Origin of the sequence: Roseomonas mucosa ATCC BAA-692, from assembly GCF_000622225.1 — a bacterium.
GTDB lineage: Bacteria > Pseudomonadota > Alphaproteobacteria > Acetobacterales > Acetobacteraceae > Roseomonas > Roseomonas mucosa.
The window spans coordinates 48,992-60,858 of record NZ_JHWD01000001.1; the positions used below are offsets into that span (position 1 = coordinate 48,992).

13 protein-coding genes are annotated in these 11,867 nt (G+C 61.7%); 7 read left to right on the forward strand and 6 right to left on the reverse strand.

Features of this window, described 5'->3' with window-relative positions; genetic code table 11:
* Positions 1-88: 88 nt before the first annotated feature.
* The 6 genes from BT98_RS0100280 to nadE all read right to left on the reverse strand — a co-directional run bounded on the left by BT98_RS0100280 (position 89) and on the right by nadE (position 4,536).
* Positions 89-385, reverse strand: a complete 297-nt coding sequence (locus BT98_RS0100280) for an AzlD domain-containing protein (protein ID WP_027297095.1) — start codon at positions 383-385, stop codon at positions 89-91.
* Positions 385-1,107: an AzlC family ABC transporter permease gene (locus BT98_RS0100285; RefSeq protein ID WP_051544221.1), complete on the reverse strand. Its 723-nt coding sequence runs from the start codon at positions 1,105-1,107 to the stop codon at positions 385-387. Before BT98_RS0100285 ends, BT98_RS0100280 begins: the two co-directional genes overlap by 1 nt.
* Before the next feature lie 76 nt (positions 1,108-1,183).
* A complete protein-coding gene (locus BT98_RS0100290; RefSeq protein WP_027297097.1) occupies positions 1,184-2,443 on the reverse strand; it encodes an MFS transporter in 1,260 nt (419 codons plus the stop codon).
* A gap of 8 nt (positions 2,444-2,451) precedes the next feature.
* Positions 2,452-2,943 (reverse strand): DM13 domain-containing protein, encoded by a 492-nt coding sequence (locus BT98_RS0100295; protein ID WP_027297098.1) that lies wholly within the window; start codon positions 2,941-2,943, stop codon positions 2,452-2,454.
* 3 nt (positions 2,944-2,946) lie between these two features.
* Positions 2,947-3,420, reverse strand: a complete 474-nt coding sequence (locus tag BT98_RS0100300) for a peroxiredoxin family protein (protein WP_027297099.1) — start codon at positions 3,418-3,420, stop codon at positions 2,947-2,949.
* Positions 3,421-3,654: 234 nt separating this feature from the next.
* Positions 3,655-4,536, reverse strand: coding sequence for an ammonia-dependent NAD(+) synthetase (gene nadE, locus BT98_RS0100305; RefSeq protein WP_051544223.1), 882 nt, complete (start codon positions 4,534-4,536; stop codon positions 3,655-3,657).
* A 302-nt stretch (positions 4,537-4,838) separates the two neighbouring features.
* Between nadE and BT98_RS0100310 the strand changes: the two genes are divergently transcribed.
* From BT98_RS0100310 to BT98_RS0100340, 7 genes are all read left to right on the forward strand, one after another.
* Positions 4,839-5,444 (forward strand): sulfite oxidase-like oxidoreductase, encoded by a 606-nt coding sequence (locus BT98_RS0100310; protein WP_024350792.1) that lies wholly within the window; start codon positions 4,839-4,841, stop codon positions 5,442-5,444.
* Complete coding sequence (locus tag BT98_RS0100315; RefSeq protein ID WP_027297101.1) at positions 5,437-6,183, forward strand: ferredoxin reductase; 747 nt, start codon at positions 5,437-5,439, stop codon at positions 6,181-6,183. The genes BT98_RS0100310 and BT98_RS0100315 overlap by 8 nt, the downstream gene beginning before the upstream one ends.
* A gap of 72 nt (positions 6,184-6,255) precedes the next feature.
* Positions 6,256-7,269, forward strand: coding sequence for an NADP-dependent oxidoreductase (locus BT98_RS0100320; RefSeq protein WP_027297102.1), 1,014 nt, complete (start codon positions 6,256-6,258; stop codon positions 7,267-7,269).
* A gap of 75 nt (positions 7,270-7,344) precedes the next feature.
* Entirely contained in the window at positions 7,345-8,610 is a 1,266-nt protein-coding gene (locus tag BT98_RS0100325; protein ID WP_027297103.1) for a thiolase family protein, read from the forward strand.
* Between the two features lie 14 nt (positions 8,611-8,624).
* On the forward strand, positions 8,625-9,695 hold the full coding sequence (locus BT98_RS22655; protein ID WP_051544225.1) for an NADP-dependent oxidoreductase: 1,071 nt from the start codon (positions 8,625-8,627) through the stop codon (positions 9,693-9,695).
* 66 nt (positions 9,696-9,761) lie between these two features.
* On the forward strand, positions 9,762-11,366 hold the full coding sequence (locus tag BT98_RS25805) for a sensor histidine kinase (protein WP_051544228.1): 1,605 nt from the start codon (positions 9,762-9,764) through the stop codon (positions 11,364-11,366).
* Positions 11,367-11,394: 28 nt separating this feature from the next.
* On the forward strand, positions 11,395-11,742 hold the full coding sequence (locus tag BT98_RS0100340; RefSeq protein ID WP_239406385.1) for a response regulator: 348 nt from the start codon (positions 11,395-11,397) through the stop codon (positions 11,740-11,742).
* Positions 11,743-11,867: the final 125 nt, after the last annotated feature.

Here is an 11,867-nt window from a genome sequence, read left to right on the forward strand (position 1 = left end):
CGGATCGTGAGTGCGGGCCATCGACGTTCGCAGCCTGACTGGACGACTGCTGGCCTCCCCATAGCTCCTTCTCGCAGATGATCGGCACTTACGAGCCAAGCCACCCCAGACCTGCGTAGGCGAGCATTCCCAATACCATCGCCACGATGACCTGGTTCGTGGCGATCGCTGCACCCAGCGCGACACCGGCCGCGATCCAGGTTGGAGGTGGCTGACCGATCAACGACGAAGCGACCAAGCTGACCACGATCAGCCCAGGCAACTCGTCCAGAACCCAAGCCTGCCTGGAAACCCTAATTCGCTCACCGGCAATCAACCCGGCGACCCGGATCGCAAACGCAGCCACGACGAGCAAACCGACGACAGCCCAGTGCGAAGCGCTCATCAGGCTGCCGCCTCGATCCTGCGCTTCAAGGAGATCACCACCAAGCCGAAGAATGCGCCGACGATGATCCCGTAAGCTTTGGGCATGCCGAGCGAGATGACGGCCATGGTCGCTGCCGCGGCCATGGTCCATGGCAGGGCTTGGGAACGTCCCCGCCACAGACCTCGCGCCATTGCAATGAAGGCCGCCGTGAACGCGAAGCTCAGGCCAAAGCGTCCGAGATCGGGCAGCGCGGCGCCAAGCAAAGCCCCGAGCGTCGTGGAGGCTGTCCACATGGAGATATTCACCAGCCCTGAGCCTATGAGGAATGGTGCTCCGACATCGGGGGACTTTGCCCGCTCGGACATCGTCAAAGCCCAGTTCTCGTCGCCAGTAATGTGGATGGCGAAGAGCTTTTTCCTCAGCGACAAGCCGGCCAGCACCTCGGATAAAGAGGCGATGATGCCGACATAGCGCAGGTTCAGTGACGCACCGGCCAGAACCGCGCCCAACACGACACCTGTGGAAGCGAACTGCTCAACCGCGATGATCTGCGAAGAGCCCGCATGGGTAGAGGCGCTCATGATCGCGACGCCCCACCATGGGAAACCTACCTGTACGGCCAGGAAACCGAAGGCCAAGCCATACACGCTGGCCCCGAAGGCCAACGGGAGGATGGCGATCGCCCCCCGTTTAGCCTCGTATGCGTCTCTCGGGGCTGAAGCCTTCACGCCCTCATCCATGACGCGTTCCACCTTGTTCTCAGCCAGGCTCCTCTAACAGCCGACTGGCAGTCCTTCGGTTATGGGCATCGTCGTCTCAGCGGCGCTGATCCGCCGGGGTTCGTATCATCGCGTCGAGCGACCCGGTTATCATCGCCGTGCTCGGGCAGCGTGTCGCTCTTGTCTTGACGGATCGGTCGGAGTGCCTACGCACACCGGCCAAGACCGCCAGGGCAGTCAGCAATGCCGCCGCGTAGAGGAACAGGCCGCCAGGACCGAGGAGGTCCATCACCAGGCCTCCGATGAGCGGCCCGGCGGCGGTTCCGATCCCGTTGAGTAGGAGAAGTCCGCGAGCGGTGCCCAGCAGCCGACCCGGAGGAAGGTCGTCGTTCGCAACGGCAAGGCATAGCGAATAGATGGGAATACCGAAGCCGCCGAACAGCGCGCCCGCCGCAAGTAGCACAGGCAGAGGCGCGTCCGCAGCCAGCGCTACGCCGATCGCGGCCGCCGCGGAAGCCAGGGCGGCGCCGGCAATGACGAGTGTCCGCGACACGCGGTCCGATAGCCATCCCAATGGCCACTGCAGCACGAGCGTTCCACCAAGGACCGCAGCCATGAACGAAGAAATGCCGCCCACATCGAGGCCAATCCTCTGCGCAAAATTGGGCCCTAGTCCCCAGAAGCCGCCGATGGCCAGACCGGCTAGGAAAACGCCGACCGACGGAAGGGGCGAAATTGCAACGAGATCGCGAAAGGCGACGGGCTCCTGTTGAACCTCGGCCGGGGGATGACTGGGCAGTAGCGTGACGGGGACGACGGCCGCAGATATCAGCAGCGAGACGAACAGGAACAGCGTCACGTCTGCGGGTGGAGCGATGTTGAGAAGCGCTTGACCAAGGGCCCATGAACCCATCGAAACAACGCCGAAAATCGACAAAAGCTGACCGCGCGTGGATTGAATCGCGTGAGCGTTGAGCCAGCTCTCAGTCGCCAGGATCATGCCTGCATAGGCGAAACCGGTCACAAGGCGAAGCGGCATCCATACGTTCGCCTCCACGAATGCGACATGAAGAAGAGCCGTCATCGAGGCGATCGCGGCGAAGCCAGCGAAAGTCCTCACATGACCGACGGACACGATCATCCTGGGCAGCGTGAGAGCGCCAATGGTGAAGCCCGCAAAGTATAGGGACATCATCGCGCTGATCGTTTGAGCGGAAAAGCCTTCCTCACCAGCCCTCACGATCAGAAGGGTACCCAATAGACCATTGCCCAAGAGCAAGGTGGCGACACTCAACAACAGCGCTGCGACCGGCGCCAGAACGAGCCCCCGCGCGCAGGCCGCCTTCACGCTATCCATCGCCTGACTCATTTCCGAGCCTGGCGCGGCGGCTGATACGCCGCAGAACTGATGAACTGATCGAAGGCTTCGCACCAGATGACAACGGCACTGTAGTCGCGAACGTCGATGTCGGCGGGCACCTCCATAATGAAGCCGTTGAAGGCCCTCACATCGCCGACCCGAACGGACGCGGCCTTGATCGCGAGGAACGCTTCCTCGGTCTCTACGAAGTGCGGGGCGAGATAAAGCTTGTAGTCCGGCCCGGGAGAGAGACGGCCAATGTGCGCGATCCGGTGAGGCAGGATCTGCACTTCGCCTTCACCCCAGTGCAGCAGGTCGCTGCCGGCTAGATCACGAGAAAGCTTTCCCGAATAGAGCGCCTCAGGCGTCGAACTCCTCAACGCAGCTTCAGTGGGCGACGCCGGCGCGGTGAGGATAGGCAGCGTGTAGATGCCGGCAGCAAAGCCTGTGATGCCAACGACGAAGTGGGTGCAGGCTAGAATGAGCCACCGTGGCATGTTTCACGAGCTCTCCAAATTTGCCACCAAACGATCCGCGTCCAGGTGGAAATCCGAAAAGACGACGCAACCGTCGGCGTTGATGACCGTGAACCACGGCGTTCCCCGTGTCCGGTAATCCTCCATGAACGTTGGAAACGCAGCACCAGGCGGCGGTTCGTCGTGCCCGAAAGCGACGGGGAGACGGTACTCCACCTGATTGATGCGCAACTTGTCGAATGTATTTTCGTGCGCGCCTTCGAAGACCGTCTGGATCACTGCGAATCCGACGCCTCTGGACTCCAGCGCACCATGCAATTTCTGCAGTGTAGGAAACCCATGCAGATGGCAGCCCCTGCACCAATGCTGAAACGCGAAAAGGACCTTCGGCCCTACGCCAAGATCCGATAGCTTGATCGGCGCCTTAAGGTCGCTTCCATCCACGCCGATCCACCGATGAATGCGAAGCTCTGGCGCTTGACGATCGGCCGCGCTCATCCCTCTCTCCGAACACGAAGCATGTGCCCGACGTGCAGCGAAAACTCGCGAGCGCAGGGGAACTGCTATACTTCACCGCCCCACGGCCCGAGCGTCGAATAGTCGATAAGACCAGAATCCTGTCTAGACTATACCCGACGAGGCCACGAGTTTACGTGGATGACTATGAATTCCAACGCCGGTCTTTTCCAATAGCGGCGTGACATAGTTTCTATGTCCTAGGCGGGAGCAAATTTAGCGTCCGTTCGACCCTTGCGGCGCCAGAAGCTGCACGTTGGAGGCCACAGGCAGCGCGCGCTTATGCGCGGTGGCTCGATACGCTCTTTGGATCGTCTCGACCGCCGCCTGGGCCACACCCCTTCCTTCGAGGTAATCGTCTATCTCATCATAGGTCACGCCGTAGGCGTCTTCGTCGGGGTGTAACGGCATCGCGTCATCCAAATCTGCCGTGGGAACCTTACTGATCAGTTCCGCCGGGGCGCCCAGATGAGACGCGATCGCGCGAACGCGCCGCTTATTGAGACCGGCGAGAGGGAGAACATCGGCCGCGCCATCGCCGAACTTTGTGAAGAAACCCATCACCGCTTCGGCTGCATGGTCCGTGCCAATCACAAGGCCGCCCAGGGTCCCCGCGAGAGCAAACTGGGCGACCATCCGTTGGCGTGCCTTGATGTTCCCGAGCACCGTACTGCGCAGGCCGGGGTCGGCGGACTCGTAATCGGAGCCTGTCATCCCGCTCCACAGCGCGTCGGTCGCGGGCTTTATATTGATCACGGCAACGCGGTCGGGCCTGATGGCTGACAAGGCAAGCTGAGCATCGCGCTCGTCCATCTGTTCGCCATAGGGCAGCCGCACCGCTACAAACTCGCATTCGTACCCGATCTGACGCAGATCCTTCACGGCCGATTGCGCGATTAGGCCCGCCGTCAGGGAATCGACGCCGCCGCTGATTCCAAGCACATACGCTCGCTGCCCCGACGACCTAAGATAGTCGCGGAGGAAGGCGGCGCGTTCTGCCGCCTCGCGTCGGGCATCGAACGACGCCGAAACGCCGAGCGCTGCGATAATCTCGTCTTGGATGGGAATGACGACCTCCTGGGCACGCCGCAGTCGCATGCTGGCGACCTCACCTCGCGAAGCTTCTCTGTCCCACGAGCCATAACGCTCACGCAACACCGATTCAAAGCTATCGAAACTATAGCGACAGGGCATTGGGAAAGCAGTCTGATATAAAGCTATAGTCGAGGCGGGATTATCGCGAGTCATAGTGATGAATTGCGTGTCTCTACTGATTTAACACCCGGTTGTCTGAACATCAGCTTTGCGATCCGCTCGATATCTTTCCTTTGCGAGGGTCATCTACGCATTAGCCTGAGATGAAGTCGGTCGGTCCGTCGTGACGAGCAAGGGGGTTCGGCATGGTCACCAGAGGTTTCACCGGCCGCGGTTCAGGCGGCGACCACGAGGGCCGTATTCCGCCAGGTCAACATCTCGTGGAGAACTTTCCCGTTCTTACCGCTGGGCCAACGCCTCGTATCGAGACGTCCGACTGGAAGTTCACGGTCAAGATCGGTCCGAGACCCGTGAAGGTCTGGAGTTGGAGTGAATTCAACGCCCTTCCAAAGACCAAAGTGACCAAAGACATTCACTGCGTCACGTCCTGGTCCAAGCTCGACACGAAGTGGGAAGGCGTGCTGATCGAGGACATCCTCGCTGACGCTGAAGTTAAACAGCCAACAGACTTCGTTCTCGCGCACTGCTACGATGGCTATTCGACGAATGTTCCGCTCGCGGACATGTTGTCCGGCAAAGCTATGGTCGCGCTGAGCTACGCGGGCCAGCCGCTTCCCCGCGACCATGGCGGACCGGCGCGCCTTCTTGTTCCGCATCTCTACTTCTGGAAGTCCGCCAAGTGGGTGAATGCGCTGCAGTTCACCACTCGCGACGAGGCCGGGTTCTGGGAGTTGCGCGGTTATCACATCTACGGTGATCCGTGGCGCGAGCAACGGTACACCCATGACTGAGTTCGATGCGCAACCCGCGTCGTGGCAGTCAGGCGTGATCGACGAAATCGTCCAACAGACACCGAGTATCAAGAGCTTTTTCCTGCGGTTGCAGGAACCATTCGTCCATACAGCAGGCCAGCACGTCGACGTCCGGCTGACCGCCCCAGACGGCTATCAGGCGATGCGCAGTTATTCGATCGCATCGTCGGCGGGCTCTTCACCGATCCTGGAACTCGCCATCGAGCGCCTGCCGAATGGCGAAGTTTCGCCATTCTTCCACGACGTCGCCGCAGCCGGCGACGAGATCGAACTCAGGGGACCGCTTGGAGGCCACTTTCTTTGGCCCGAGCCTACCGACAAGCCGGTGCTGCTGATCGGCGCAGGTTCAGGCGTGGTGCCGCTGATGGCGATGATCCGGCAGCGTCGGGCATCGGCACAGGCCGTTCCAGTCGCTCTGCTCTTGTCGGCGCGAACCGCTGAGGACGTGCTCTTCTCCAGCGAACTCCACTTAATCGAGATGAGCGATCCCACGTTCATCTTGACGCTCGCGATTACGCGAGAAGCGCCAAAGCGCGCCTCGGACTATGGCCGACGGATCGACGATGGGATGGTCCAGGCGACAATCGCACGTCTCGGTCGCGACCCGGGCCACGTGTTCGTTTGCGGGTCGAACGGTTTCGTCAACATCGCGACGGACAGCGCATTGTCGGCAGGGCTGGGCGTCTCGATCATCAAGACCGAGCGCTACGGTGGGTAGGGGCGGCCAGATGATCGCATCCCATCACGCGGGAGCGCCCAGCTCAAGCTCTGTCCGGGAAAGGCTTCGCCCATGACCATCATGGCCCGTCAATTTCACCTTAAAAGTCGTCCCGAAGGGCTACCGCAGGCCAACAACTTCGAACTCGTCGAGCAGGATCTCCCCGCGCCAGAGCGAGGACAACTGCTCGTCGCCAACCGGTGGCTCTCCGTTGACCCTTACATGCGCGGCCGCATGACCGGTCGAGAAAGCTATATGCCGCCCTTCCAAGTTGGCGAGCCTCTCGATGGCGCCGCGATCGGCGTCATAGTCGAAAGCAAGGATGAACGGTTCAGCCCTGGCGAGGTTGTGAGCCACTTTGCCGGCTGGCGCGACCGCGCGATCATCGACGCCGCGTCCGCTACTAGGATCGATACGACGATTCCAGAGCAGGCGTATCTGGGCCCGCTCGGTTTCCCAGGCTTCGCCGCCTACATCGGCATGCTCCAGATCGGAAAGCCGCGAGCTGGCGAAACTGTGTTCGTGTCAGCAGCAGCGGGTTCGGTCGGATCGCTCGCTGTCCAAATCGCAAAGATCAAGGAATGCCGAGTCGTTGCGTCTGCGGGCGGCGAGGACAAATTGCGTTGGCTGCGCGAGGAAGCAGGCGCTGATGCCACGATAAACTACAAGAATACGGACGACATGGTCGCAGCACTTCGCGAAGCTGCGCCTAAGGGTGTCGACATCTATTTCGACAACGTCGGTGGCACGCACCTGGAAGCCGCGCTTGAGGCGGCCAATGGCTTCGCACGCTTCGCTTTGTGCGGAATGATCGAGCAATACAACAGCGAGCCGGTCGGCCCCCGCAATATCTATGCGGTTATTGAGAAGAGCCTCCTGCTGCAAGGCTTCGTCACCATCCACAACATGTCGGTTTGGGAGGATTTCCAGCGCGACGTCACCCGGTGGATCGCCGATGGGAAGGTCAAATGGCAGGAGACGGTAGTTCACGGCCTCGAGAGAACCCCTTCGGCGTTCCTCGATCTGTTCGCCGGAAAAAACATCGGAAAAATGGTCATCGACCTCAGGGATGGGGAGACGCCCTGACGGCCGGCGCCTGCCGTCAGCGGACCGCACTACGCCACCTCGTCTAATTAGAATCTTTAGCTTTGGGAGATCACCGTGAGCCGCTTCGCCGAACCAGTTTTCATAGCCGCAGGCTTGCGGACACCATTCGGTCGTGGCGGAGGAGCGCTGGCAAATTATGACGCGGTCTCGTTGTCAGTGCCAGTCGTTGAAGAAATGGCGAAGCTTGCGGAGCCCGATCTGACGATCTGGGGAACCGTCATCCCGAACCTGGGCTGGAGCAACATCGCTCGCGAAATCTGGCTGGACGGGAAGCTCAACCCCAACGTTCCAGCATTCTCCGTAGTCCTAGCGTGCTCGACCAGCATGACCGCGAGCTTCGCCGCAGCCGGGATGCTCGGCGGCGGGCTCAACCTGATACTGGTCGGCGGGTCTGAGGTCATGAGCCGACCATCGCTCGCTCTCACCGCTGAGGCATCTAAACGACTCACCGATCTCTTCGCGCAGGATCCGGCCGCAGCACTTGCCGCCCTGGGGGCGTTGACCCCTCAAGACTATGTGCTCCCCACGAAGGGCTGGGCCAACCGCCTTACGGGCAGGACGATGGGCGATCACATGGAGGAGACCGCCAAGGCGTGGCGCATCTCGCGTGAGGCTCAGGATGACTGGGCTCTAAAAAGCCACCAGCGCGCCGTCGCCGGCTGGAACGGCGGCTTCTTCGATGACCTCGTGATCTCGTTGCCGGAGCTTTCCCGCGATGCGAACCCGCGCGCGGACACATCCGCCGAACGTCTATCCGGTTTGAAGCCCGCCTTCGATCGTGAGAGCGGAATGGGTAGCCTGACAGCCGGCAACAGCTCCCCCATCACGGATGGGGCGGCCGGCTGTTGGGTGTCCAACGAGGAGGGTCTGAAGAGGCTGCCCGATGGCACGCCCTATGCGCGGATAATCGACTACGAAGTCTCGGCGGTCGACCTGCGCACGGAGGGGCTGCTGATGGCGCCGTCCTATGCCATTCCACGACTTCTGGCGCGCCATCACCTTGGCTTCGCCGACATCGCACTTTGGGAAATCCACGAGGCGTTCGCGGCACAGGTGCTGGCCAACGTCGCGGCCATTACTGATCCGAACTGGGTCCGAGACAAGGCCGGTGTTTCGGAGGAGATGGGCAACTTCGATTGGGATCGCGTCAATCCCAACGGCGGCTCGGTAGCCATCGGACATCCCTTCGGCGCGACCGGCGCGCGCGATCTCAGCCAAGCTGTGAAAGAGCTATGGGCCATGCCGGTCGGATCTCGCGGGATCGTCAGCATCTGCGCCGATGGTGGTCAAGGCACTGTCGCCCTCCTCGAACGCGTCTGATCGGAGGACGAAAAATGAAAGCGATCCGCTTCCATGAGTTCGGCGCTCCTCATGTCCTTCGCTATGAGGAGGCGCCGACACCTGTGACAAAGCCGGGAGAGGTGCTCGTCCGTGTAAAAGCGGCAGGCCTCAACCCGCCCGACTGGTATCTCCGCGAGGGATACAAGGCTCTGCCGCCCGAGTGGCGGCCGTCGGTGACATTCCCCGCCATACCCGGCTCGGATGTCTCCGGGATCGTCGAGAAGGTCGCTGACGATGTGACGGCGTTCTCGGTCGGCGATGAAGTTTTTGGAATGATCCGCTTTCCCAGTTTCGGCGAGAGCTTGGGATACGCCGAGTATGTTTCCGCGCCTGCTTCCGACCTTGCGGCCAAGCCCCGACACCTGGACCACATTCATGCAGCCGCCGTTCCCATGTCGGGGCTGACCGCTTGGCAGTTCCTGATCGAGCTAGGCCATAACGAGCAGAACCCGCTGCAGCCCGAGCGCCACAGCCCGGTCCCGTTGGCTGGGAAGAGCGTTATGATCAACGGGGCTGCGGGCGGTGTCGGTCATCTGGCATTGCAGTTGGCAAAGCACGAAGGCGCGCGTGTCATCGCCGTCGCTTCAACCCGGCACGAAGCGTTCCTTCGCGAACTGGGCGCCGACGAGTTCATCGACTACACGAAGACTAAACCCGAAGACGATGTGCGCGACATCGATCTTGTCGTCGATGCCGTCGGCGGTCCGGCCTCCGGCCGCTTCCTTCGGACCATACGTCGTGGCGGTGCGCTGTTCCCGATCTTTCCCCTTGGCTTTGCCGGACATGACGAGGCTGCCGACCGAGGAGTGACCGTTTCGGCGACGCAGGTGCGTTCCAGCGGCGATCAGTTGGCCAAGCTAGCTCGCTTGCTCGACAGCGGTGAGGTCCGCGTCGCCGTCGATAGCACATATCCCCTTTCCGAAGCGGCCGTCGCTCACGAACGCGCAGAGGCAGGCCATATCCAGGGCAAGATCGTCCTCGCCGTCGGTGACGCCATCGCCGATCAGAGCGGCCAAGCGGGCGTGCCGTCAGCGCAGTGGCCGCCCCGCATGAGGGGGCACTGACATGACGCGGGAAGCGCCGATGATCGGCCACGCTCGACCTTCGAGGCATCATCCAGGAGAACTGCGGTGAGCCTGAGCGCTGACAGAACCGATTTCGGGGCGGCACAGCGGGCGCGGGCGCTTGCAGACCTCATGGTGCTCGACACACCGGATGAGCAAGCCTTCGACGATCTCGTTTTTGTCGCCGCAAAGGCCTGTGACGTTCCCATCGCGCTCATCACCCTGCTGGATACTGACCGGCAATGGTTCAAAGCCAAGTACGGGCTTGAGGTATGCGAGACGGAGATCGAACACTCGGTCTGTCGGATCGAGATCGATCAAGGCGATCTTCTAGAGATCGTCGATCTCACAAATGATGCGCGGACCAAGCGCAATCCGCTCGTCACGGGCGTCCGGCACTTTCGCGCCTACGCTGGCGCGCCGCTCGTCCTGCGATCGGGAGCGATCGTGGGTCGGCTGTGCGTCATCGATACCGTTCCGCGGCCTGAAGGGCTCAGCGAGATGGAAAAGGCGATGCTGCAAGCCCTTGCCCGTCTCGCCAGCGAAAATCTCGAACTCCGCCGGATCGCAAAGGCCAGTGAGCGCCTCACAGCCCTGCAGACAGCCTTGGTCGAAATCGGCGAGACCATTCGGAGCAGCCACGATACGGCAGAGATGGCTTCGGCGACCGCCGCCATTGTCGGCCGAACGCTCTCCGCTGACCGAGCCGGGTTCGGATCCGTCAACGAGGACGTCGATACGATTGACGTCGAAACCGATTGGACGGCCCCGGGGGCGGTGAGCATTGCCGGGCGCCACCGTCTCGACGAGTACGGGAACTTGCGCGAGCCGCTCGTCGTTGGCGACCCTCTCGTTGTGTGGGACGCCCTGACCGACGATCGCACTCTGCACAATCTCGAGAGCGCAATGCGGGTCGGCGTTCGGTCGCTGGTCGACATGCCGGTTCGAGATCGTGGCAAAACCATCGCCGTTTTCTTCGTTCATTCGGCGCATCCCCGACCTTGGCCCGCAGAGGAAATCTCGTTCCTACGAAGTGCGGCAGACCGGCTCGAGGCAGGCGTCGCGAGGCATCGTACCGAGCAGCAGCAACTCATAGTGAACGGCGAAATCGCTCACCGCCTGAAGAACATGCTTACCATGGTGCAGGCCATCGCGAGCCAAACGCTGCGAAGCGTCACCGATCGCGAAGCGGTCTACGCCTTCGAGCGTCGGCTGATGGCTCTGAGCGCGGCGCACGACGCCTTGCACCAAATGAGTTGGACACAAGCTGATCTACAAGCTGTCGCAGCGACAGTGATCGACGCGATCGGGTTCTCAGATCGGGTCGACATGAGTGGGCCGGCGGTGGCGCTGGGACCACGAGCGGCGCTCTCGTTTTCCCTCATCGTCCACGAGTTGCTGACAAACGCCTGCAAATACGGCGCGCTGACCAGTGACGACGGCCACGTCTCGCTGTCGTGGGATGTCGAAGTCGGCCAGGACGACGACCTTCTGCGCGTAACATGGCGAGAACGGGGTGGGCCTCCGGTTGTGCCGCCAACTCACCGAGGCTTTGGATCGAAGCTGATCAACATCGGCCTGGTCGGCACCGGAGGTGTCGATGTTCGCTACGAGCCCGCCGGGTTAACGGCCGATCTGCACGCCTCCATGCGTCACCTGGTTCAAGGTTGATGGGAGTATGGGTGGAATGGTGAAACCCGTGGTGCTCGTCGTCGAAGACGAACCACTTCTCCGACTGTTCGCGACGGACATGATCGAGGAGGCGGGCTTCGAAGTCTTGCAGGCGCCGAATGCATCCGCCGCGCTCATGACCCTGGAGGAACGACTGGATGTGCGCGTCGTGTTCACGGACGTGAACATGCCCGGCGGGATCGATGGCATCATGCTCGCCATTTGCATCCGCCGGCGGTGGCCAACCATCCAGATCATAATCACGTCCGGGAGGCCTTGGCCTGACGAAGCCGTTGTTCCAGCGGACATTGTGTTCTTCGCCAAGCCATACCGGCAAGACCGGGTCTTGGACACGGTCCGAAAGATGGCGGCGTGATGTCCAGCGCCTCGACCAACTCGGACGCCGGAGCTGCGCGGTCCACGAGACCCTGGGGCGCAAGCCTTTGCCTTCGGATGACCGCCGCGAATCCGGCCGGCCCATCACCCCTCAACGATTGGAGA